The 22,167-nt window shown below is 58.7% G+C and carries 20 protein-coding genes; 11 read left to right on the top strand and 9 right to left on the bottom strand.

What is annotated here, in order from left to right:
- Window positions 1–754 precede the first annotated feature (754 nt).
- Window positions 755–1,345 (bottom strand): hypothetical protein, encoded by a 591-nt coding sequence (locus IC232_RS28965; RefSeq protein ID WP_190848412.1) that lies wholly within the window; start codon window positions 1,343–1,345, stop codon window positions 755–757.
- Between the two features lie 911 nt (window positions 1,346–2,256).
- Between IC232_RS28965 and IC232_RS28960 the strand changes: the two genes are divergently transcribed.
- On the top strand, window positions 2,257–2,628 hold the full coding sequence (locus IC232_RS28960; protein ID WP_190848411.1) for a hypothetical protein: 372 nt from the start codon (window positions 2,257–2,259) through the stop codon (window positions 2,626–2,628).
- Window positions 2,629–2,768: 140 nt separating this feature from the next.
- Here the strand turns inward: IC232_RS28960 and IC232_RS28955 are convergent, their stop codons facing one another.
- The gene (locus IC232_RS28955; RefSeq protein ID WP_190848410.1) at window positions 2,769–3,233 is read right to left on the bottom strand and encodes a hypothetical protein; all 465 of its coding nucleotides are present in this window, start codon (window positions 3,231–3,233) and stop codon (window positions 2,769–2,771) included.
- A 300-nt stretch (window positions 3,234–3,533) separates the two neighbouring features.
- Between IC232_RS28955 and IC232_RS28950 the strand changes: the two genes are divergently transcribed.
- Window positions 3,534–4,724 (top strand): S8 family serine peptidase, encoded by a 1,191-nt coding sequence (locus tag IC232_RS28950; RefSeq protein ID WP_190848409.1) that lies wholly within the window; start codon window positions 3,534–3,536, stop codon window positions 4,722–4,724.
- Window positions 4,725–5,047: 323 nt separating this feature from the next.
- The gene (locus IC232_RS33490) at window positions 5,048–5,476 is read left to right on the top strand and encodes a PAS domain-containing protein (RefSeq protein WP_409564985.1); all 429 of its coding nucleotides are present in this window, start codon (window positions 5,048–5,050) and stop codon (window positions 5,474–5,476) included.
- Between the two features lie 445 nt (window positions 5,477–5,921).
- Here the strand turns inward: IC232_RS33490 and IC232_RS28940 are convergent, their stop codons facing one another.
- Window positions 5,922–6,353, bottom strand: coding sequence for a response regulator (locus tag IC232_RS28940; RefSeq protein ID WP_190848408.1), 432 nt, complete (start codon window positions 6,351–6,353; stop codon window positions 5,922–5,924).
- Window positions 6,354–6,545: 192 nt separating this feature from the next.
- Between IC232_RS28940 and IC232_RS28935 the strand changes: the two genes are divergently transcribed.
- On the top strand, window positions 6,546–6,923 hold the full coding sequence (locus IC232_RS28935; RefSeq protein ID WP_190848407.1) for a hypothetical protein: 378 nt from the start codon (window positions 6,546–6,548) through the stop codon (window positions 6,921–6,923).
- Window positions 6,920–7,411 carry a hypothetical protein gene (locus IC232_RS28930; protein WP_190848406.1) on the top strand — a complete coding sequence of 164 codons (492 nt, stop codon included), beginning with the start codon at window positions 6,920–6,922 and terminating at the stop codon, window positions 7,409–7,411. Before IC232_RS28935 ends, IC232_RS28930 begins: the two co-directional genes overlap by 4 nt.
- Before the next feature lie 122 nt (window positions 7,412–7,533).
- Here the strand turns inward: IC232_RS28930 and IC232_RS28925 are convergent, their stop codons facing one another.
- Entirely contained in the window at window positions 7,534–8,334 is an 801-nt protein-coding gene (locus IC232_RS28925) for a phosphatidylinositol-specific phospholipase C/glycerophosphodiester phosphodiesterase family protein (protein WP_190848405.1), read from the bottom strand.
- 286 nt (window positions 8,335–8,620) lie between these two features.
- Here IC232_RS28925 and IC232_RS28920 point away from each other — a divergent pair, with 286 nt between their 5' ends.
- From IC232_RS28920 to IC232_RS28905, 4 genes are all read left to right on the top strand, one after another.
- The gene (locus tag IC232_RS28920) at window positions 8,621–8,830 is read left to right on the top strand and encodes a cold-shock protein (protein ID WP_190848404.1); all 210 of its coding nucleotides are present in this window, start codon (window positions 8,621–8,623) and stop codon (window positions 8,828–8,830) included.
- A gap of 94 nt (window positions 8,831–8,924) precedes the next feature.
- A complete protein-coding gene (locus IC232_RS28915; RefSeq protein WP_190848403.1) occupies window positions 8,925–9,134 on the top strand; it encodes a hypothetical protein in 210 nt (69 codons plus the stop codon).
- Window positions 9,135–9,323: 189 nt separating this feature from the next.
- Window positions 9,324–9,551, top strand: a complete 228-nt coding sequence (locus IC232_RS28910) for a hypothetical protein (RefSeq protein ID WP_190848402.1) — start codon at window positions 9,324–9,326, stop codon at window positions 9,549–9,551.
- A 124-nt stretch (window positions 9,552–9,675) separates the two neighbouring features.
- Complete coding sequence (locus IC232_RS28905; protein ID WP_190848401.1) at window positions 9,676–10,467, top strand: restriction endonuclease; 792 nt, start codon at window positions 9,676–9,678, stop codon at window positions 10,465–10,467.
- A gap of 28 nt (window positions 10,468–10,495) precedes the next feature.
- Here the strand turns inward: IC232_RS28905 and IC232_RS28900 are convergent, their stop codons facing one another.
- Window positions 10,496–10,954 carry a sigma factor-like helix-turn-helix DNA-binding protein gene (locus IC232_RS28900; protein ID WP_190848400.1) on the bottom strand — a complete coding sequence of 153 codons (459 nt, stop codon included), beginning with the start codon at window positions 10,952–10,954 and terminating at the stop codon, window positions 10,496–10,498.
- Window positions 10,955–11,300: 346 nt separating this feature from the next.
- Here IC232_RS28900 and IC232_RS28895 point away from each other — a divergent pair, with 346 nt between their 5' ends.
- A complete protein-coding gene (locus IC232_RS28895; protein WP_312895247.1) occupies window positions 11,301–12,911 on the top strand; it encodes a GGDEF domain-containing protein in 1,611 nt (536 codons plus the stop codon).
- Window positions 12,912–13,256: 345 nt separating this feature from the next.
- On the opposite strand, the gene IC232_RS28890 is transcribed toward IC232_RS28895, so the two are convergent.
- The gene (locus IC232_RS28890; protein ID WP_246812473.1) at window positions 13,257–15,698 is read right to left on the bottom strand and encodes a PAS domain S-box protein; all 2,442 of its coding nucleotides are present in this window, start codon (window positions 15,696–15,698) and stop codon (window positions 13,257–13,259) included.
- A 1,100-nt stretch (window positions 15,699–16,798) separates the two neighbouring features.
- On the opposite strand from IC232_RS28890, the gene IC232_RS28885 reads away from it, so the two are divergent.
- The gene (locus tag IC232_RS28885; RefSeq protein ID WP_190848398.1) at window positions 16,799–17,242 is read left to right on the top strand and encodes a PilZ domain-containing protein; all 444 of its coding nucleotides are present in this window, start codon (window positions 16,799–16,801) and stop codon (window positions 17,240–17,242) included.
- Between the two features lie 295 nt (window positions 17,243–17,537).
- Here the strand turns inward: IC232_RS28885 and IC232_RS28880 are convergent, their stop codons facing one another.
- The 3 genes from IC232_RS28880 to IC232_RS28870 form a co-directional block, all read right to left on the bottom strand.
- Complete coding sequence (locus IC232_RS28880; protein WP_190848397.1) at window positions 17,538–17,834, bottom strand: hypothetical protein; 297 nt, start codon at window positions 17,832–17,834, stop codon at window positions 17,538–17,540.
- Window positions 17,831–18,010, bottom strand: coding sequence for a hypothetical protein (locus tag IC232_RS28875; protein WP_190848396.1), 180 nt, complete (start codon window positions 18,008–18,010; stop codon window positions 17,831–17,833). The genes IC232_RS28880 and IC232_RS28875 overlap by 4 nt, the downstream gene beginning before the upstream one ends.
- A 2,601-nt stretch (window positions 18,011–20,611) precedes the next feature.
- Complete coding sequence (locus IC232_RS28870) at window positions 20,612–21,031, bottom strand: hypothetical protein (RefSeq protein ID WP_190848395.1); 420 nt, start codon at window positions 21,029–21,031, stop codon at window positions 20,612–20,614.
- Window positions 21,032–22,167 lie beyond the last annotated feature (1,136 nt).

The raw sequence follows: 22,167 nt of genomic DNA, 5'->3' as shown, positions 1-22,167 counted from the left end.
AAACGATCGCTTCCGCCGTGTGCCTCTTCCTGCCCAGCTTCAATCCTCCTTCGGCTCATAAGCCATACTTCAGGGAGGATCACTTCGAAGGGGGCAGACCAACTACCGTGGGTAGACTTACACTCTGCCTCTATAGTTCGGAAGATTCACCGCGAGACAGAGCCTGTGCCTGCCCGGCGGACACCTCATCAGAGGAGAGCCACAACTGTGCCGGCAGCGTTGAGCCGGCATGCCACATGAGATTGGCGGACTTGGCGTGAACTCGCCCGGGCGTAAACAACTCTCACCGCAATGGGGGCCGTGAGCCCTCCGTCTGGTGTGCGGCTCGCCTGCCCGACACTGGCTGCATCCACCTGCACAGCCCCATACGGAAGCGCTGCCGTCACAATGGAGGTACGGCAGGCCTGGACAATCCGGCTTGAAACACCGGCCCGCCGGACAAGTGGCTCCACAAAGCTTGCAGTTTCTGAGCCTGATGTTTCAAGGCGTGGCACGAGGGAGGACGGCAAGGCCAATGCGGTACTGCTTCGGCTGACACTAAGAGATGGCGATGTTGGCGTCACAGTTGTTGAAGCTGCGACAGCTCGCGTTGCTCGTGTACTTGCCGCAGTTGGCGTCGGCTGTGAACTTACTCCGACTGGCGCTGCGCGGGAACTCGTTGTGCTTGGCGTATCTGGTGCTGCGGATATGGAGGCTGGAGCCGACGCTCCTTCCGGTTTTCCGCTGCTGTTGTTGCTGGTCTGACTGCTTGTGCCTACAGCGCTCCCAGCGCCTCTGGTACCAGTACTGCCTCCGCTTGCATTGCCCTGGCTGGCACTGCCACTGTTCCCGGCGCTCGGATTACTACCAGCTCCAGCGCTGCCACCGCTCTTGCCGCCACCTCCGGCGCTGCCAGCACTGCTGCCGTTCCCAACCCCTTGGCCGACGCCACCACCGGCTCCCCCATTGCCCCTGCCACCTCCTCCGGCATTTGCGCTGCTGCCTCCATTGCCTGGGTTGGCACTGCCACTGGTCCCAGCACCCTGACTACTGCCGCCGCCTCCGGCGCCCCCACCGCTTTTACCCCCGCCATTTCCATTGCCCTGACCGCCGCTGGTGCCGCCGCTATTTCCACCACCCCTCTCACCGTCGCTGTTATTTCCGCTGCCTCTCCCGCCTTCACTACTTCCATTGCCCTGTCCGCCACCTCGCCCGCCACTTCCACCACCGCCGCTGTTTCCGTTGCCGTTACCCCCGCTGTTCCCGTTTCCCTGACCACCACCGCTATTACCGTTACTGGAGCCCCCGCCCCCTTTGCCGCCACCGTTGTCATTGCCCTGACCACCGCCACCGGCATTGCCGCCACCGTTCCCCCCTTCACCGCCGCCCTTGGCAAAGGCTGGCTGAGTTGCCAGCAATGCAATTGTGATGATGGACATGAGTGATAATCGAAGCATGGCTTTTCCCTATAGTTGCGCCGGTCAGACGCGCCTGCGCTGATCTTCGTGTCTTGGTTCTAGTTTGATCTGTCCCTTTGAGGCGCCATGCTTACAGACTATGTTGCGCCTAGGTTGCACCACGCGATCAGCTCCTCATTACTGACCTGCATTGTGGCTTCGCCATGCATCCCCATCGGCAATTCAGGAGGATGATCCTTTTGAGGCCGTTCGACGCCTGAACAGAGAGCGAGGTGCGCGGTTCGGCTTGGGTCTACGTGGCCCCTCCATCTGCCCAAACATGGCCCTCACATACGGGGGCATGGAGGCAGGGGTGGTTGGTACCCAATCGGAACTCCTTGGCTACAGCGGCTTCATCAGCAGCACCGCTGGCACAAATCCTCCACTGACACGAGAACAACTCAACATTCAATCGGGACGTGACCCGGGCTTGCCAACTGCCCTTGGTTCACGAACTCACTGTCCGACCGCCTGATCATCATCCCGTTGTCTTGATGGGTTGCAGCGACCGATGCCCTGCAGAGGCATCTGTCCCTTCCGCTTCGCGTATTGTCCGTTTATTGCCAAGCTTAGGGTTCGACACAATAAGTGATTTGATGGCATTCGTTCATCTCGAATACGGTACATGCGGTGTGGTCAGTACTTTGTTTGACGCACCTGTGAATTCGTCGGTGCGCTAACGCATGGCTGTGGCGCAGTTAGCAGGCGCCCAAGCGCCGGTCACGAGAGATGATCATGGCACGCTGGTGGCAACATATCCTCGTTACGATTGCAGGCACGGCCGCTACCCTGCCCCTCTGCGTTCAACTGGATCTCGGCCATGGGTTCAGCCTTCCCATCCTCAACGGGTCTGCGCTTGCCAAGGGTGGTGATGGCAATGGGAATGGCGGCGGGAACGGCAACGGTGGCGGGAACGGCAATGGTAACGGTGGAGGAAACGGCAACGGTGGCGACAAAGGCAGTGACGGTGGCAGCAAAGGAAACGGCGGCAAAGGCAGCGATGGCAGTCCCGGCGGTGGCGGATCTACGGGCGGGTCTAGTGCCGGCAGTGGTGCAGCCGGAGGCGGTGCCGGCCCCGGCGGCAGCAACGGCAATGGCGGGGGCAAAGGAAATTCGAATGATGGCGGCCTCGGCGGCGGAGGCGGCCTTGGCAACAGCGGGGGCGTTGGAGGCCTCGGTGGCGGAGCGCTAGGCGGCGGGACTGGCCATGGCAATAGCTCCGGCGGCAGCGTTGGTGGTGGTCTTGGCAATAGTGGGAGTGGCGGCCTCGGAGGCAGCGTTGGCAACAGCGGCAGCAGTGGTGTCGGCAACGGAGGCAGCCGCGGCAACAGCTCAGGTGGCGGTGGCAGCGTCGGAGGTGGCATCGGGGCCGCGGGAGGGCTCGGAGGCAGCGTTGGCAACAACAGCGGTCGCGGCAACGGCAGCAGTCCTGGCGGGGGAGTCGCAGGCGGCCTCGGCCCCGGTCAGAGCGGCTCCAAAGCCGGAGGCAGCAGCCGTGGGGTTGGAGGCAAGAGCTCTAACGCTGGTGCGAACAGTGGCAAGAGGAGCAACGACAGCAGCAGCGTAGTCAACGACTGGGCCAGTCCAGCCGGTAAGAAGGGAAAGGCCGGAGTGCAGGGCGCCACCGCCGCCGCGAAGGCCAGCGGCAAGGCGACCGCTGGCAGCCGCACCGGGAACTCCGCGAAAGCCAGCAAGGCCAGCAACAGCCAACGGGCCAGCGCCAAGGCTGTGGCAGGCAGCACCCCAACCCCGAAGGGCAAGGGCACGATCCCTGCCAATCGGGCGACACCAGTCCAAGCGCCGCTCCCCCCTCCGGCCCCAACGACAGCACAGGTGTCACCAGCGACCAAGGCCGTTCCAGCAGTAGCTCCTACCAGCCCGCCAGCGACGCGTCAGAGCACCGTCCCAACATCTAACCCGCAAACAGCAAGCCAAGCCCCTGCGAGGCCTGCGAGTCCCTCTTCATCCTCAATGGGCCAAGGCACAAATCCCGCCTCGAACCCACAGGCGTCAAGCCAAGGCCAGGCGGCCTCTCCAGCGCCAGCAATAACACCGACCACAAGTCCGACGGCGGTGGTGCAATCCGGCGCCTCTATCGTGGTCGACGATGTCGACCCCCGCCCCAAGCCGCGGCAGGCCGCAGACTCCATAGTGGCCTCAGGCCTGTCGCGCGACGCTCTCGCCCGCCTCACCGCGCAAGGTTTTCAGATCGAGACCCAGACCGCAGGCCGCATGACCGCACAGATCGTCCGACTGCGCGCGCCCCAAGGCACCTCCCCGCTCCAGGCCCGGCAAGCCATCCAGTTGGTCGATGCGGTTGCCACGACCGATTTTGACCACTTCTACTATCTCGATGAACACCTGGGGACGTGCACCGGCGCCGAGTGCCGGGCCACTGCTCTGGTGAGCTGGTCGGCAGCCCGCGCCACCCAATGCGGCCCGACACCGCTCATCGGTGTGATCGACACCGGCATCAACCTCGACCACGATGCGCTCAAGGGTCAAGCTATCGAGGTTCTGGCCCGTCCTGCGCCCCATGCCGACCCCTCCCTGCCGGAGCATGGCACCGCGATTGCCGCTCTCCTGGTAGGGCGTTCGGGGAGCTCAACGCCGGGCCTGCTGCCGGAGGCGAAGCTCGTTGCTGTGGATGCCTTCTACCGCGACGGCGGCACCGCCGACCGGACGGACGTGATGTCGCTTGTGTCAGCCATTGAAGCCTTGGCCGAGCGCGGCGTGCGGGTGATCAACCTGAGCCTGTCAGGCCCGGCCAACGCGGTGCTCCAGAAAGCCATTGAGGCAGCCCAAGCCGAGGGCATTGTGGTCATTGCCGCTGCGGGCAACAACGGGGCCGGCGCCGAGCCGGCGTATCCGGCCGCCTTTCCCGGTGTCATTGCGGTCACGGCGGTGGATCAGGACCTGACCGTCTATCGCCGTGCCACACAGGGCCCCTACATCGACCTTGCAGGACCTGGGGTGAATGTCTGGACGGCCTCGGCCCAGGGCAGCGGCACCATGAGGACGGGAACGTCCTACGCGGTTCCCTTTGTATCCGCGGCCGCAGGTCTGCTGCTTGCCTCCAACCCGCAGCTGGACCCCAAGGCGGTTCAGGCTCACTTGGAGCAACACACCCGCGATCTCGGCAAGCCCGGATGGGATCCGACCTATGGATATGGCCTGATTCACATGGCCGTCCTGTGCGCGCCACCTGCGGAACTGGCACCTGTGGCGTCGCCTCGAGCCCAACCGGTTGCTCTGCCGCCCGAGGGAGCAAGCCTGAGAATGCCCTGATCGCGACAGGTTATCCTCGACACATGAGCGGGCGTTGCGTCTTAGCCTCGGGGGAGCAGCACCACGCCGGGCTTGACCGCGATCCCTCACCAGTTTGCGCCAGTTCGTTTCTCAGTTGCGGCGATGGGAGGCCGCAAGAAGCTCGCTAACTACGGACCGCTCTCAGTTTGAACAGCGCCTCTTCATGCGGGAACTATCCAGGCTCGACGGCGTTTGCCAGTCCGGCTAAGCTACAAAGGTCTGGGATGCATCTCCTCGGGCAAAGCTTGGCAGAACCCTGACAAGACAGAACAAGCCCGTCACAGGGCGGACGCTATTCAGCTTTGGAGCCCCCTGACGCTGACACCAAGGACAACCCGCCCGGCGAGCTGCCTCCGCTCGATCTGACGGCATTCAGAGCAGTCATCGAAGCTGTCGACGAAGCGGTTGTCATCACCTCCTCTGATCTGGACCAGCCGGGCCCTCGCATTCTCTATGTCAATGCCGCCTTCACACACATGACGGGCGTCGGCGATCTTCTCAAGCACCAGGACGGTGACGTTCGAATTCATCTTCAGCAGGCTGTCGAGATGCCGGTCACTGATGCCGATATGCTTCGACATCTCCATGACCGACCACCCCTTCATCCGCTTGATGGTCTCAATATTGGCGCTAACGTTCTGGAGCGTCATGTTCTCCGCGAACTCATCTTCCGAAAAGGACTGCCGGGTCACCTGTTTTCCCTCACCACAACCACTCACTTAACATTCTGAGCGACCCGAGGTGGGATATCAGTCCCTCGGACATTTGCCAAAACGGACCGCTGGCTGAGGGTCACCTCCGAGAACCTATGGCTTTGGACGCCCCCCAACAACGTCTCTCTGACGCGGTCCTCACTTCGTAGAAGCCAATTTTATGATTTGAGAACGCTTGCACGAAGCCCAACATTTGGGAAATGGCAGGCAACGATGCTGTAAATTTTGAAATACCCTACCAAGGAGCTAGGGGAATGTGATTCTCGGCGACGGCATTTGGGTGAGGATCTTTTTAACTCTGATCCGCGCATTGCGAGTCAATCAGTTCCTCCGGGACCGGCTGACTGGTGGAAAACCGCTCTGCTCTTGCTGTGATGATCTTAGCCGAGACGATCGAAGAGGACGACCATTCCTAGTTCAGACCGCGGCGGCCGGGAGAGAATACCCCCGCGCCCTTGGACGGCTACTGAGTAGGTTCTCGATCAAGAACCTTCTCAATCATCTCAACGAGCTCCGGTAGCCGGTAAGGCTTCGGAAGGAATGGCACTCCCAAGGACGAACACATTCCGTGGCATGTCCGCGACCGCCCGGACGTAAAAACGACCGACAGGAGAGGCTGAAGGAAAAGAGCCGATTGGGCCAGATCGAAGCCATCCCGACCGCCGAGATCGACATCCGTAAACAGAACGTCAATGGACACCCCCGCCAGGATGACCTCAGCCTCCTCTGCACTGGAGGCGATGAAGACCTCGAAGCCTGCGTTCGTCAGCGCCTCGGCGGCGATTTCGCCGATAATCAACTCGTCCTCAACGACCAGAACCCGCTGGCGGAGGGACTTCGGGGCGGCTTTCTCTACTGCGGCTGGGCGGTTCAAAAGCGATTGGATCTGGGCCATGTACGCAACCTCACTGAACGCATCGGTGTGGTTAATGGCCGATTGTGGCATCCGTTCACATCGAGACCTGACAAACGTCCAGCATGGTAACCCATGGGTTAAGACCCGAGTTGGGCTGTCACTTCTCGGTGGCAGCCCTTTCTGCTGCTGGCATATTCCACCCCTTCAAACCCTAAAGAATGAGACGACGCCATGAATGCAGTCGACATTGTGGTCGAGAACCAAGCTTGGACCCCGGATGTCACCCTCGGGCTCCTCCGCCGCTTTATCAACGGCAGCGGGCTCAACGCCGAATGCGCCCGTTTCCTCCAGAACATTGCCGATGCAGAAAACGAGCATCAGCCGACCGCGTATATCCAGGTTGAGCCGAAGTCAGTAGGGCGAACTCTGCGCCTTTCCGTCGACCTTTCGTTCGGGGACGGCACCGTCGATGGGCATCATGTCCGGATGAGCGTGCGCAACGTGATATCCCATTTCGCTGCCGAGGGTGCCATGACTCCTTATGACTATGACCATGCAACGCTCGAAAGTTGGTCGGTGACAGTTACCCCTCGAGGAAGCCTGACATGAACGCGGAGCTTCAGGAGGCCTTCGGCTTCAAGGCCGGCGATGTCGTTCAGGTGCTTGTCGAAACGAGCGGTCTTGATGTCGACAACGACGAACTCACGTTCCCAGTCGGCGCTCTCGTTTTCATTGATCGCATCAAGCGCCTTGGGGATCGGCAGGGGGTCGCCTTCACCATCGCCATTGAGGGAAAGATCGTCAACGTGTTCGACGATGGCGATGGTCTGCCGACCAAAACCTCCTTTGAGCAGATCACGACTGCTAAAGATCATACCGAGCGCCCCTTCACACTCTCCGATGTCAGAGATGTGGATACCTATACCCATGCGGCCTTCGTCCATAGGGAAGAGTCAAAGGGCGACCATGAAGTCGGCGACCTGCAGGATCTGCTTCGAGAGGCCTGGGGGCTGATGACCGACGAGCAGAAGATCGACTTCATCTTTATCGATGAGGCCAAAGCCATCCTCTCGGCTGCCGGCACCCTCAAAGACTGATCCAGTCATTTATCCAAGGTGATATCTGTGAATCGCGCCCACCCTACCCGCGCCCAGATCAACTCACAGCCTGAACGAACTGAGATGCAAGCTCACATCGCGCATCTCAGTCGCTCTTCAGGTCATTTGCTCAGAAAACTCTGCAAACCTGCAAGATCATCCGTATTGATCTTGTCCACTCCCGCTGCCTTCAATTCCTTCCAGATTGCATCACGCTGTGGCCCTGGTTGATCTGGGGTCGCCCAGAACCGAACGGTCCAGCCCTTCCCATGGGCCGTCTTGACGATGTCCTGCAATTTAGCTCTCTCGGCGAAGGGTATCTGACCATCGCCTTTCCAGGTGAAGAGCTTAGTCCAGTTGTCGCTCAAGAGCGGCATAAAGGATGCTGGCATATCAGAGGCCAGATCAGGCATACGGCCATCATACCCGGCAAAGCGAACCTTCTCTGAAAGCATATAGTCTTTCGGTCGGTTCCCAGACACCACTGCCGTAACAGCACCTAGCTGAACCTTACCTTCCCGAACAACTGTCAGGATATCCGCATAATTTGAAAGCACCTCGGCCAAAGCCTTGTAGGTCGGCTCCCCCTCAGTCTTGATATCAATGAGGAGCGTAAACCCCTCGCTCTCCCGGTAGATCCTACCGCCATTCTCGGCAACGCGCTTCTTCAATGGATCCAGGTATAGCGCCTCTAAGGTTCTCTCCGGCTTGATATGAGCCTCTTCATGGGCCACCAGCAGCTTGCCGTTCAGGAGCCAGATGTCGGCCTCGACACCGGTAAAGCCATGGTCGAGGGCATCGAGCAGCGGCCGCTGATGCTCATAGTCGTTGTGGGCGTGGGCTTGAGGAAGGGGCTTCACGTCGGCAGCGCAAACCATCGCCGGCGAGAGAGCGAGGACAGTGGCTAGGAACAGAGCTTTCATGTTTCCTCCAGTAGTTTCGTCTACTTGTCAGGGGTGCTCGTCTTCCAGAGATCGGTGACATACTGATGACGACATGGCCCTTAGCCGGCTCACACCCAAATCGTCGAGATAGGTCTAGACCGCCCGGAGGCAACTCTGATGGCGATCTCCGGCTACTAGAAATCTTTCCGCCACTTTATTGCCATGGTTCCACTGCCCAACTAGCCTCCTTCGCGTGACGGACCTGTCACCGGAGGGCGGCACACGACGTTCCGCTAGAGGAAGCGACTAGGGACTAGGGACGAGAATGGCGACTGGCACAGTAAAGTGGTTCAACGAAACCAAAGGATACGGATTCATCCAGCCGGACAATGGCGGCAAGGACGTGTTCGTGCACATCAGCGCTGTTGAGCGCGCGGGTCTTCGCAGCCTGCAGGACGGGCAGAAGATCTCCTACGAACTTGAGCAGGATCGTCGCTCGGGAAAAGAGTCCGCGACCAACCTGCAGCAGGTCTGAGACCTCTCACATTTGCGGATTGCTCCGCTTTTGCAAAGAGCCGCCCCATTTCGGGGCGGATTTTTTGTTGTGCCTGCCTCAATGGAGATTCCTCATGACAGAGACATCGTCGCCCGCTTTTCTCAGCGACGAGCCGTTCATCAAAGAGCACCGCAAAGTGTTCGTGAAGTTTATGGGCCGAGACGGCTACTCTGAGCAAATGTCCACCGAGGAATTCCCTCGCCTTCAGCAGACCGTCAAACTCGACGCCTGCCCCCATCGCCTATCTCCGCCTCCAACGCACCGGCTCTCGCTTTGCCCCTGACCGTCGCAAAAAGATGAATATCGCAGAAATCTACCATAAGGCAGGGGAACATGCGTATTACGGCTACTGCATTGGCCTGGGCATCAAGCCCGCGTGATTGGACCCAGCGGTCCCCACTTGCTAACAATCCGGTGAGGAGAACTATTTGGTTCGGTCGGGCTCTCAGACCGGCCGATGGAAGGAGACGCAGTGACCACCCGTCTTGTGGAAATCCTGGACCGCGATGCCGCTATCATGCGAGCCACGATGGCTGAACTCATGCCCGCAGCCGACGGCGAAGCACAGCAAGCCCAGCAATTGATGATCCTGCTCCATACCGGGCTCTTCGTCATTCAGAGGGACGAGACAAGCACTGCAGAGGAGTTGCGCGAGTTCGCTGGCCAGATCCTCGATCGCACGCGGATTACCAAACAGTAGCAATTGAAATAATCCTGTGAGTTCCCTGCAATTTAGCTCGATGCGAAGCCGTCGGTAACCGTGCTCAGCTATCGACAAGGGCTGGTAATCGTGGTGATAGCCGTTATGCGGCACGGTGAAGGGAATGTTTCGTTACCTCTGGAGGCATAAGGCATTCAGCGCCGTGTTGCTGCTCCTGTTCGGCATGGGACTTTATCTGCATCCCATTGCTGCCTGGGCCGGGCTCGCGCTGCTCCTGTTCTTGCGCCTGACGAAGGTTCACTCGCTTCTGCTGATCTATGATCTGACCGACCGAGCCGCGATCAAGCACATTCGGACTCTGGCGACGAAACGCGCCCATATGCTCTCACCAGACGAGTATGGAAACATCTCCGAGGAGGCGTGGGACAAGCACCTCAACACCTTCATCAAGAAGACGCTCCTGCCAGAGTTTCAGCGCAGGAAGGTCGATCATTTCTTCGCTAAGGATCCTAGACGATCCGCGGCCCGTCTAAGGACTAGGATCAACCGGATCATCGACTGGCACCAGCCTGCCGGGGCGGCGGACGAAGTTGATAACACGATGACCGGCAGGGAATTCGAGCTCTACTGCCGGGACGTTCTGCAGGAAGCAGGATGGCAAGCTGCCCTCACCCCGGGTTCAGGCGATCAGGGTGCAGACATCATCGCAGAGAAGGATGGCAGACGGGTGGTCATCCAGTGCAAGTTCTACAATGGTACTGTCGGCAACAAGGCCGTTCAGGAAGCCTATGCGGCCGCCGCCTTTCAGGATGCGCCGTACGCGGTGGTGGTCACCAATTCAGTTTTCACCAAATCGGCTCACCAGCTCGCGCACAAGAATGGCGTTCTGCTGATGCACCATTCCGATTTGGAGCGGCTCGATCTGATTGTCACCAGCGGGGCGGGCTCCCGCTGATACAAGATTCCATTCCGCCCTTTAAGGCTTATAGAAAGTCCTCAATCGAGAGCTGTGCGGTGTTGCGCGGCTTTGGCTTCGGCTTCTTTGGCGCTTCCTCAACACCCGCCGCAACAGGCGGTTTGCGCGGGATCGGTGTATCCTCAGACTGCATGCGCTGCATCCGCGCCTTCGCCTTGTCACGGGCTTGGGCTTCCTCAGACTGCGGATCCTCAGTCAGCCACTTCCCACGCTTGACCACTTCATTCACGCGACCCTGGTTGATCCCAAGCTGGAATGCGATCTCCTGCTGGGTCATATCGGTCGTGGTATGTAGCTCAAGGATTTTGCGTGCAAGCTCCGGCGTCATCTTCCGCCCGGCTACCCTACGGGCTGGTGTGATTGACCGCGTCTTCTTCTCCTCCTTGCGGATCTTTTCCAGAATCGCCAAGGCCATGTTCATGCCTTGGGCGCGCAGGGCTTCTTCGAATTGCTTCAGCGTGGCCAAAAGAGAGACTCCTGAACTCCTGCCCCGATGCACTCACATCGGCTCAGACTGACTTTTGAACGACGAAGAGGTGATGACACGACCCAGAAGCCCCGCACGGCGGCTGGGAGAGGTCAACCGAATTACGGCGACCACAAACAGAATAGAGTCCATGATTCGTGTTTTTCAAGCAGGGCATCAAACTTAGTTGTTGATTTGTTCCGTTGTAGCCATTTCCGCTTAACCGTGCGGGAGCCAATTGCTTGAGGTTGCCGATGCTTACAGTCTAGTTAAAACAAGCTATTGTTCAGTGATTTGAGAGTAGAAGCCAGTTGGGCCAACAGAAGCCCTGGGGCGGGGCGATGTTATGTTGAAGCGATCGAATTTACGAACCATTGTTGCCGTCTCTGGCGCTACCCTCGTTATTGCCATGGCCAGCACCATGAGCCTAGTCGTAGGGGCACGGTCCCAACAGCACTTTGAGCGCGAGATCGGCCGAGCCTTGTCCGAAACAGCTTTTCAGATGGCCGATAAGCTCGATGCTGATATGGCCTCGCGCTCGCGGCAGGTCAGTGTTGTGTCCAAACTCAGCGCTGTTCGCGATCCGGTCGAAGCTCAGAAGATCGTTGATGAGCTTAAGATCAAAGATCCCAGCTTGGCATGGGTCGGTACCGTCAGCACGGATGGCATTGTCACAGCGTCCAGCGGCCGAATATTGATCGGCGCTAACGTCAGCGCTCGGCCCGTCTTCAAGGAAGGCATCAAAGGCCATTTCATCGGCGACGTTCATGAAGCCGTGCTCCTGGCAAAGCTCCTGCCCAATTCGACCGGCGAGCCGATGAAGTTCGTGGACGTTGCCACTCCTATTCGGGATGACGGCGGGAAGACCCTCGGCGTTTTGGCGACCCATTTCTCCTGGAGTTGGGCCAAAGAGGTCCAGGAAAGACTGCTGCGGCCCGCTCAGGAGAGGCTTGGGCTGGAGAGCTACATCGTCAGCTCTGACGGCACCGTCCTCCTTGGCCCCACAAACAGCATCGGCCAATTTCTGCCGATCAACAGCTTGAAACTCGCCCAGGCAGACGGCAGCGGCTGGGCCGTTGAGACCTGGCCGGACGGTCAGAAGTACCTGACCGGCTTTGCCCGCGGCGCGGGGCAGCCAGACTATGCCGGCTTGGGATGGACGATCCTCGCCCGTCAGCCCATCGCCGCTGCGTTCGAGAATGCCGACGACGCCAGCCGCGAGATCTTGCTCTGGGGTGTCGGCTTCGCAGCCCTTTTCAGCGCTCTTGCCTGGTTTGCCGCCAGTTTGATCACCCGGCCCCTGCACGCCATCGCTGACGCAGCCGTGCGCCTACGGCGGGGTGAGCCCGGCGTAGAGATCCCTCAGCTTGGAGGAGCAGCGGAGGTTGCTGACCTCTCCACATCTCTCCGGGCATTGGTCGGCTCTCTCACCAAGACCCAGGATGCTCTGACGAGGATGGAGGATGCAGCCTGTCACGATACGCTTACCGGGCTGCCCAACCGGCGCCTGTTCGATCAGCATATGGAGGAAGTGCTCTCGCGCTCTCCTGTGCCTGATTTTGCCCTCCTCAGCCTCGACCTCGATAACTTCAAGCCGGTGAATGACACACTGGGTCATCACGCCGGGGACATCGTTCTGCGCCAGGTCAGCGCTCGGATGCTCTCGTGTTTGCGCAGCAACGATCTGGTCGCCCGCATCGGCGGAGACGAGTTTGTCATCATTGTCGATGAAGGCCGTGGCAAAGAAACTCCCAGCCTTCAGGATATCTCTGAGCGTTTGATAAAGGCCGTGAACGAGCCTGTCCTGATATCAGGCAAGGCTGTTCGTATTGGCTGCAGCATTGGGATCGCCAATGCGATGAGGCCAGGCGAGTCCGTGCAGGACATGCTCGATCGGGCTGACGCAGCCCTCTACAAAGCAAAAGCTCAGGGGCGCAACTGCGCTGTGGCCGCTTAAGCATCCGTCGAAGGGGACAGAAGCAAGCTTCCTACAAGCCAGAGACCCTGTGTTCGGGGTGTCCTTCCGGTCCGGGGGCGCCCCCTCGGATAGTCCTCTGGACACGTTTCCTCTTGAACTCGGGCCGCTGGTTTCCAGCGGCCTACTTTTTTTGGAGAGAGGTGACGCCGACCGACCGGGTCAGCTTGAACGGTTGCTCGCAGCGAGCACAAGGGATCGCACAGCCGATCGGCGTTGCGGCCTCGGGATGCTGTGTCAGTGCGAGTTGAAACAGGGCAAGGTCGTACCTAGGAATCTACTCAGGTTTGTGACCCTTTCAGGGAATTAGCCGCCCCACAATGCCACTCAGCTCGCCTGATGTGCGTCTGCGAGTTCCTCGTCTTCGACTACCTTCAAGGTGAAGCAGAAGGTTGTCCCCGCCCCTGGTGTCGACTCCGCCCAGATCTTGCCGCCGTGGGCCTCGATGATGGTCCGGCAGATCGACAGGCCTACGCCCATTCCGGTCCTCTTGGTGGTCGTGAACGGGGTGAACAGCTTCTCGAGTATGGTTGGCGCGATTCCGGTCCCCGTGTCCTTGACGCTCATGCATACCATCGTCGCAGCCTCGGCCAGTTCAGCCCTGATTGTCAGGTCCCGCTGTTCAACCTCCTGCATCGCCTCCATGGCATTGCGCACCAGGTTCAGCAGAACCTGCTGGATCTGAACTCGGCTCACGAGAACCTTGGGGCTCTCATGAGGAAGATCGAAGTCAACCTTGATGCCCTTATCCTTGGCGCCAGCCAACGCGAGAGCGCTCGCCTCTTCGATCAACTTGCGCAGATCCTCGATCTCCTGATCGGTCTCGCCCCGCGCCACGAACGCGCGCAGCTGCCGGATCACCTCGCCGGCCCGGTGAGCTTCCTCTGTCGCTCCCTCGATCCCATGGCGCAGCATCGGCACGTGCTCACCCTCCATACGATCCAAGATCATGCCGCAGCCCTTGAGGTAACCGGTGATGGCGGTCAGCGGCTGGTTGACCTCATGCGCCAGGGTCGAGCCCATCTCGCCCATGGCAGTCAAACGCGACATGTAAGCAAGCTCTGTCTGCAACTCCTGCATGCGCTTTTCCGTATACTGCCGATCCGTCAGGTCACGGATGAAGGCGGTGAAGAAGCGCTCGCCCCCTGACTCCATCTCGCCCAGATGCACCTCCATCGGGAAGGTCGATCCGTCTTTACGCTGGGCCACCGCCACGCGGCCGCTTTCCGTGATCCGGCGCTCGCCGGTCTGCCGGTAGCGATGCATGAGGCCGTCGTGGTTGTCTCGATAGGGCAGCGGCATGAGGTACTTGACGCTGGTGCCAATGATCTCCTCGGGCTGGTAGCCGAACATCGTCACCGCGGTGGCGCTGAAGGATCTGATGATTCCCGTCTCGTCTGACACCACCATCGCGTCCGGTACGGTGGCCAGGATCGACTGCAGGTGAGCGGTCTGGCGCAGCAGGCCGTCCTGGCTCGCCCGCAGGACTTCCTCGGCCACAATATGGTGGGTGACATCCTGGGCAATGCCGAGCCTGCGGGTGGGTCGTCCGTCCTTGTCGACCAGCGTGTGCCCGACCGAACTGATCCAGCGCTCCTCCCCGTTGTCCGCACGCGTGATGCGGAACACATTCGTGAAGGTCAGGCTCTCGGCACGATCGGTGCTGTAGAGGTCCTGGGCAACGCTCTCGCGATCGTCAGGATGGATGCACTCAAGGATCAGGTCTTGGGTGATGAGCGTATCTGGCGCAAAGCCGAACAGCTCCTGGGCTTCTGCCGTCCACTTGCGCTCGCCGGTGACCATGTTCAGGTCCCAGATGCCCAAACCTGTGGTCTCCATCGCAAGGCGCAGCCGCTCCTCGCTTTCGCGCAGGCTCTCCTCGGCATGCTGAACGCCCGTGATGTCGCGGGAGATGGACAGCAGCGCATCCGGCTTGCCGTCGCTGCCCATGATCGGCGTGACCACCACGTCCCACCACTTGGGCGTGCCAGCCAGCGTCGGGCAGTAGCCGCGGAAGTGCCCGGTATCGCCGAGCTTAGCCCGCAGCACGGCCCTGCGGGCATCATCGGCTGTCTCACCCGTCCAAAAATCGAGCCAGTTGCAGCCCTCGATTTGTGCGAAGTCCCTCACCTCCAGGGCGCGGCAACCGCCCTCGTTCATAAAGCGCAGGCGCCCTTCGAGATCGAGCACCTTGATGCAATCGTCGGAACTGGCATGCAGCCGGTTCAGCATCTCGGTCTTTTGGGCGAGTTCGCGCTCGGCCTGCCTGAGCTTCATCTCGCGGGTGATGGAGCGAGCTAGCGCCACCAGCGTCCGCTCCTGTGCCGCGGTCAGTCCTTCCGGGCGAGCCGAACAATCCAGAACGGACAGAGCGCCCAGAGCGATCCCGCGTTCTGTCCTCAAGGCGATGCCAGCATAAAAGCGCAGGCCTGGCTTCCCCGTCACGAACGGGTTGGTGCGGAGTTCCGGATGCTCTCGAAGATCACTGATGACTACCAGGCCCTCCTGGCGCATGGCATAGGAGCCGATCGAAACATCGGACGGAATTTCGTCTTCCTCAAAGCCGATCTTGGCTTTGAACCAGTGCCGATCGCCAGTCACAAAACCTACTGATGCGGAAGCGGTTTGGCAAACCTGAGCAGCGATTTGAACAATGTCGTCGAACGCTGTTTCCGGCGGCGTGTCGAGAACCTCAAGATCTTGCAGGGCAGCAAGCCGGACTACTTCGTCCCAGGCGGGAACGCTGCCGTTGAAGGTGCTGGTCGCCATTTTTGAATATATGCCCCACGGAAGACTGAATTCTTTGACATTAGGTAATGCGTGCGGTGCGGTAGCAAAGGAGTGCAGCGAAAACAATGTAAAAGCCGTCGCACAACGATATTCGCGCTGCGTATTCGGCTAAAGACTAACTTCTACATGGGTCATCCAAGCTTCGCTCTCGGAAGCTGATGTAATGTTCTGACTTTCTCTTAAGGGCGCTGCGTAGTCTAACTGCGGCCAAGCTTTCGGTTTTCGCTTATTGCGAGAAAGGGCTGACTAGTTCATCTTCCAGCGCATTGAAGCACGGCACATTTTTGAGAGTCGATTTCTAAAAACGACAATAGTTTTACGCACTTACCGTAGGGGCAAATGCGGGGGCAGACGGGTCGCGAACACCGTCAATAGGCCGGGCGCGACCCTTTTCTTTTGGCGCTGCAGCACAGACCTCTAGAGCATCGGACCCTTAAGTCGACGCAACCACCAGCGGCTTCGAGATGACTCTAGGAACGCTGGGAGGCAGAACTCATCGGATCTGACTTCTGGTCCGATGCTCTAAATCGAGAATGCGCTTTTGAGATCGGGTTCGGGCAGGCCGAGGGCGAGGCTGGTAATCACGCCCACCTGCAGCCAGTCGGCTACGAACCATTCTCTGCCTATGAGCAGAGAATTTTATGGCTGATCTGTGTTAACTATATCAATTACTTAGCATGACATACAGTTAACAACCTTACCGAAGTTTCTATCCCGCTCCCTCCGCTAAAGTTAAGCATCTGATACTGTCGCTAAAAGTTCAACACAGCACAAACCTTCCCCACCTTTGCTCCCGGCTTGGCTATCGAACCGCCGGGCCGCAACCACAGCACACTGGGTTTTTATAGCGCCGCTTCGATTATGGTTGGTGCCTTCCAAAGCTTTCCTCAACAGTGACAGGCCGTTCGTTGGAAAGAAGCACTGAAGTTTCTATTTTAGGTGACTGCTAGGACGTTCGACATAGAACTTCCGGCCCAATAGAAGCTCAGCTCAATCTGGTGTTTAGTGCCGCACTTCCAAAAAATGGGCCGAATTCACATTGGGCATGATGAGTTCGGGCTAACCTTAAGGGTGCTGTGATGAGTGAGCGTCGTTCGGTAAAACGTCTGCGGACCCTTCTCAAGGGCCAGATCAGGCTCAGCAGCCCCCTCTCTGTTCATGAGTGCGCTGTGAGAGACCTCTCGGATGCTGGAGCACAAGTCGTTTTGAAGCATCCCATTCAGATGCCGCTCGAAGTCGATTTCGAGATCCCCACGAGAAATTTGTCAGTGCGTGCGAGGCTGGCCTGGTCTGATGGATTGAAGCATGGGCTTACGTTTACAGGCGTATCACAGGCTATAGAGAACATCGCTCAAGCGTTCTATGACGCCGAGGGTGAAGGAGCCTCTTGGGCGCACGAGCCGGAAATTCTCAAGGAAGAGTTCCGCAGGCTCGCTAGCGAAGCCATCATTTTGTTTGAAGCGCAGCAAGCCGGAACGCAGCAAGTCGAAAGGCAGAAAGCTAAAGCACAGGCTGCAGCATAGTAGTCGGTAAGCTTTATAGGCAGCCCGCCTCTGTTGAGCGCCAGTCGGTGCTTAGATGACTATGTTTCAGGCTAACTTCACGTCAACGCGCATGAGCTTCCGAACGGTCACAAACTGCTATTGAGTAGCGGGCCAACGACTGTTGATCCCGCAAAGAAAGAGCGCCCATTCTGCTGGCGCTCTAGGTGGGCCGCGATAGCGACCATCCAGGGAGAACGACCGTGCCAACAAGGCACAGGACGAGGCTGCGCTCTAAAAGTAAACATATCTCTAAGAGAGCCAGTCGCAGAAAGACTTACCTGCCACTGCTACCTGCATCGTGAGCCCTCGCGTAGAGCTCCTTTACATTGACCATCATTTTGACGCGACGGCTCCCACACTGTGAGCATCGCAGACTCAAGGCCATGTCGGGCACCGGCAGGTCAGCAGGCCACCCCTTCAGCGGCACCTCAGCACCATGACCGCAGTTGTGGGCTTCGCAGTAGGCCATGACGGTCCTGTACCCTTCGGCAAGGCTCTGCCCGACAGTGACCGGCGGGATCTCGTTGCCGTCCGCATCATAGGCGCGGCGCGGATTGCGAGGGAGCCTCATCGGCGCCTCTCAGGTGGCATGGGCAGGTACTTGAAGGTCAGCCCCTCGGCCGCGCTGCCAACGGCGTCTCTGCTGACGCCGAACTCACGGGGCAGCTTGCTGTACTCCCGCTCGCCAGACGCATAGCGCAACCGCGCCTCTAGCACCGGCTCCACTGTCAGCTTGGTTTTGCCCATCCTCGTGCTACACCTGAATAGAACATAAAGCGAACATCTAATCAGATAAGCAGAGCTGTCGAGAGAGGTTCCTCCCCTGCAAGCAAGCCTGTGGTGACCTTGGATGGCTGATTATGGCACGACTAGCCGTTGGAGCGGCGGGAGCGTCACTTCCCGAGACGGGGCCTAAGCTCCCCTCTCTGAATCTGCCCACGGATTCGGTTTGCCTCAGCTCGCGGCAAGCCCTGTGCAACACAGGCGTCATTGACGTAAACCGCCCAAGTGTGCTTGGACCTGTCTTCTAGTCTAACCGAGACATCCATAGGCGTGTCCCTCCGCGCGTGAAAGCGCTCAAAAACAACGCACGAAGGCAGCTCTAGTTGTCAGGGTTGAACCTAGAAAAGACGCTTTGAACTTCGGCCTAGCGTTGAAACGCGACCGCTAACTTCTGAATCGGAATCTCTTGGCTAAAGCCGCATCATCAGTTGCACCGCTGCCATAGCTGGATGATTTCAGAGCCTCAACCGGTGCTCTCGACACATTCCTATAAACTTCGTGAAGGAATAGACCGGAAGCTGCCTGCGTTTGCTGACCATACATCGTCAACCCTGATGCGGGAGAGGCTTATGAACGCCATTCGAGGCCCTGAAGCCATACGAGGCATTGCTTTAAATCCTAGCGAAATCACCAACACGGGCCCATCTCTTCAGTGTGCGGCGCTCCTCTTTATTGCCTCCCTCAGTTCCTTCATTGGAGCAGCCCTTCTGCTAGCGAGTATCTGACCAACATGCTGCCCCTCGCGCGTGATGTGTCGGGGCACACGGAAAAATTCCCAATTCAACGCATAATTGACCATCGCATGAAGGCCTAATTGCTTTGCGCCTCATGGGAGGATGCTGTGAACTACAACTTGAATTCACCGAAAACCACAATTGACTCCCCCGACAACAACCGGTCGGCGCCTGCTCTCGAATGGATGAGTCTGCTGCCTGCGCTCGGGATCTGCGCTTGGGTTATCCTCAATTTCGGTTGAGAACACCACCGTGAGGCTAATGTCAGCCAATGGTCAGGTACGCGATTGCGGCGCCACCTGCTACTGTCCTTGTTGCGCCCTCCTGCCTCTACGGCCCAGACTAGAACGAAGAGGCTGAGAACGGCCGCTAGTTGGGCGAGAGGTTCAACCGCAGCCGGTACGCTGTCGTGGAAGGGACCACAGGCAAGGCCAGAAAGCATCAGGATCGGAAGTGCAGTCTAGACTATCACTTGCCACCTCCACGCACCGAGAGCAGCTCAAGCAGGGTAGCCAGCGGCAGGTCGGCGGTCGGCCGCCCACAGAATATAGCACAGTGTGCATCAGGATGGAGGCGGTTGCGAGGAGGATCCGGGCGGCGATGCCTCCTGGTCCCGCTGACCTAACAACTGCCGCAACTCGCTACTCACGTTGTTGAGCGGGATAGCTTCGTATTGCGAGACAGTAATGCAACGGCCCTCAATGCTGGCCATGACCACAGCATCGGCAGAGGGTTGGCCCTCGCCTTCCTGTATGCTGGCTGGACTACGGCGGTCATCAGCTGGACTGCCCTCCTTCTTGAGGACAATCACATACCAGACGCTCCCCGTTTTGGCCGCCTCTGTCAGCATTCGGGCTTTCTGCTTCGCCTCGTTCAATGCCTTACGGCGCTCCTCAATCGATTCACCCCGTGTGAAGGCTAGATTTGGAGGAGTGTCCCCGCTCTCCCCATACGGGTGAACGAAGTTCAAGGTCATCCGCAATCCATCAACTCTGACTTCTTTGACAGGAAGTGCTGCAGCCTCCCTCCGCCCTTGGACGAACTCCCGGACGGCCACGTCACATGACCGGAACTCATCCTGTTCTTGCGCAGCCCGAGACTGCGGTGTTTGCTCTTGAACAGATGAGCTACGTTTGCGGGATGGGGCCCCCTCCGCTCCTGCGGAAAAAGCCAAGGCACATGCGACAGTCAATAAGAGGATCCGAACCATGGCTCCACCCTCCCAATACGGGGAAGAACGTCGCCAACCCGGCCAGTGGCCAAGCTGTTCGGTGTCAATGGCTCCTCAGCCGAGATGGGACTCTAAACTGTCAACGTTCCTGGCCTGTTTCCAGTTGCTAGAAATCTGAAGACGTATGCTTCAACGCCCGGATGGTAGCAGCAAGCTCCCGTGATAGGAGACTTCGCGTCACCAGATAATCTGGTCCAAGAAGAATACTGTACCGCGTCCGGCTCCCCAGGTGCACCGCCTCGCACAACTCTGCGGCTCGCTCCAATGCGTCGTTTTCAGCCTCACGAATGACGGACGCAATCCTGGCAAAACCCCTATCTGTTAACCTCCAAGTCGGCCCAGCCTCATGGCCTTCAACTAAATCAATATACAGATGGATCGCGTCTCGGAGGCTCTCAGCGCGCTCTTGTGGCGTCATGTATGCCATACTATAACTCCCAAAGACTTCTGCCATTACGTCTATGCCTCAGCACCATCAATGAGGCTGCACCTAGGGCGGCTCTCGCAAGCCCCAACACGCTAGAGGCAAGATCCGGGCCTGCCGTCTCAAAAGCGGGAAGTTATATAGCACTGTCAGCACCCATACGGACGCGCCAAACCTTACGGCATTGGATTAGATGGGCCTTGAGCAATTATCATAGAAACCGTGGAGATGATGCCGCCGAGCAAGAGGCCGCCAAACAGAGCCACGCGAACTGGAACTCGATAGCTCATCCAGGCGAGGCGAACGGCCTCCTTGTGCTCCTGTCGAGCGAACACCTCGTCAGCATGGACGAGGCGCAGGAGCGTTTCGACGTCGTCCAGGAGACTGAGCGTCTCCGAAGACCTTGCCTGCTTACGCCATTCTTGGCGCTCCGCTTTGCTGGTCTTGAGTCTGACCGACTTGGCCTCAATGTGCAGGGCATCCCGGATCTCGGTGCGGATCGCATAGACACCAAAAACCATAAGAAGCGGCACAAGGATGACAGCAATGACAATTGCCCAATCAGCCGACGTCAGGTGCGGGAGGAAACCGCCCATGGAGTATCTTCCTCAGATAACCCGGTAGCCAGATTAGAACATCGGTCGGAGGCATTGTTGCGGCAACTGACCGGATGTCGGTCTCTCACCTAGGTGCACAATGATACCTAATCTCTGGGCCGAATGTGGGTTACAGGGACATGGGTCCCTTCAGGTCGTTATCTAAGGGCTGAATGACCGGAGAGCGCAGCGAACCTTAGTGCCTTGGCACCGCAGCTGAGTCCGCGCTCACCGCGTCTTGGAAAAATGTATTACCTCTACGCCGTTCCTGTCCGGGAGTAGCGGAAATCAATCTGTGAAGCGGATAGTCCTATCCTTGCACACATTTAGCTCAGAGTGTTCTGACGTTGCCTCATCCTCAAAGACCGCCGCTACAACCACCATGCAGCCCGCCATCTTCGGCAACCTCAGAGTGGCTTGTGCTTTCGGGGCAAGTGGCTTTGCCAGCCGAACTGTTTGCCCATTTGCCCCAATAGCGACCTCCGTCGCCTGCACTTCGCGGGAGTTTGTGATAACCACAGCCGAAACCGGCTTCGCCTTCGTAGGCGCGGCAATGGCAACAGGTGCAGCAAGAAGGAGGCTAGTAGCAGTGAAAATGCGGATAATCATGACTATTCCTCTCTACTAACATAGGGATGCGTCGTCCTGTGATGGGCAGTCGATGCTCATCTGTAAAATCGTCGCTCTAGTTGTAGCCGACGGTAGGGCCCAACTCGGCCAAAGCGGGCCGTCTTCATTGACAGAGCGGCCGCCAAAGAATGGCGCCAGTTACATTTGACGCTCAAGGGAGGCCGCCTTTCACGGCCGGCTTCAGAGGAAACAACAACCGTGCCGTGCTGGCACATGAAGAGGCTGCGCCCGAGACATTAACAAATGCTTGCATGGCGCGGAGCAATTCTTGACCAAGGCGTGACGAAGAGGGCTCTGTCGCAATTTTAGGCGGTGGATTATGAGATGCCAGAGCGATCTGTGGGCGCTTATGCAGCCAGCTGCTCGAACTCCTCTGCGAGGGAGAAGTGCGAATTCTTGGCGCACCTCATTTGTCCTTTGCGGATCATGTGTGGCCTGCCCCATGTGGGTGATCCGAGTGTGATGGTAATTCAGGGTTGGTTGTGGCGCCAGCGTTGACGCATGGA

Origin of the sequence: Microvirga sp., from assembly GCF_014699075.1 — a bacterium.
In the GTDB taxonomy this organism is placed as follows: domain Bacteria; phylum Pseudomonadota; class Alphaproteobacteria; order Rhizobiales; family Beijerinckiaceae; genus Microvirga.
This window is presented reverse-complemented; position numbering and strand designations above follow the sequence as displayed.

Excerpts from the sequence above, each read along its gene's own strand:
- IC232_RS28960 (WP_190848411.1), top strand. The coding sequence starts at position 2,257 with ATGGGTTCAGCCTTCCCATCCTCAACGGGTCTGCGCTTGCCAAGGGTG.
- IC232_RS28940 (WP_190848408.1), bottom strand. The coding sequence starts at position 6,353 with ATGGCCCAGATCCAATCGCTTTTGAACCGCCCAGCCGCAGTAGAGAAA.
- IC232_RS28935 (WP_190848407.1), top strand. The coding sequence starts at position 6,546 with ATGAATGCAGTCGACATTGTGGTCGAGAACCAAGCTTGGACCCCGGAT.
- IC232_RS28930 (WP_190848406.1), top strand. The coding sequence starts at position 6,920 with ATGAACGCGGAGCTTCAGGAGGCCTTCGGCTTCAAGGCCGGCGATGTC.
- IC232_RS28925 (WP_190848405.1), bottom strand. The coding sequence starts at position 8,334 with ATGAAAGCTCTGTTCCTAGCCACTGTCCTCGCTCTCTCGCCGGCGATG.
- IC232_RS28920 (WP_190848404.1), top strand. The coding sequence starts at position 8,621 with ATGGCGACTGGCACAGTAAAGTGGTTCAACGAAACCAAAGGATACGGA.
- IC232_RS28915 (WP_190848403.1), top strand. The coding sequence starts at position 8,925 with ATGACAGAGACATCGTCGCCCGCTTTTCTCAGCGACGAGCCGTTCATC.
- IC232_RS28905 (WP_190848401.1), top strand. The coding sequence starts at position 9,676 with ATGTTTCGTTACCTCTGGAGGCATAAGGCATTCAGCGCCGTGTTGCTG.
- IC232_RS28895 (WP_312895247.1), top strand. The coding sequence starts at position 11,301 with ATGTTGAAGCGATCGAATTTACGAACCATTGTTGCCGTCTCTGGCGCT.
- IC232_RS28890 (WP_246812473.1), bottom strand. The coding sequence starts at position 15,698 with ATGGCGACCAGCACCTTCAACGGCAGCGTTCCCGCCTGGGACGAAGTA.
- IC232_RS28885 (WP_190848398.1), top strand. The coding sequence starts at position 16,799 with ATGAGTGAGCGTCGTTCGGTAAAACGTCTGCGGACCCTTCTCAAGGGC.
- IC232_RS28880 (WP_190848397.1), bottom strand. The coding sequence starts at position 17,834 with ATGAGGCTCCCTCGCAATCCGCGCCGCGCCTATGATGCGGACGGCAAC.
- IC232_RS28875 (WP_190848396.1), bottom strand. The coding sequence starts at position 18,010 with ATGGGCAAAACCAAGCTGACAGTGGAGCCGGTGCTAGAGGCGCGGTTG.
- IC232_RS28870 (WP_190848395.1), bottom strand. The coding sequence starts at position 21,031 with ATGGGCGGTTTCCTCCCGCACCTGACGTCGGCTGATTGGGCAATTGTC.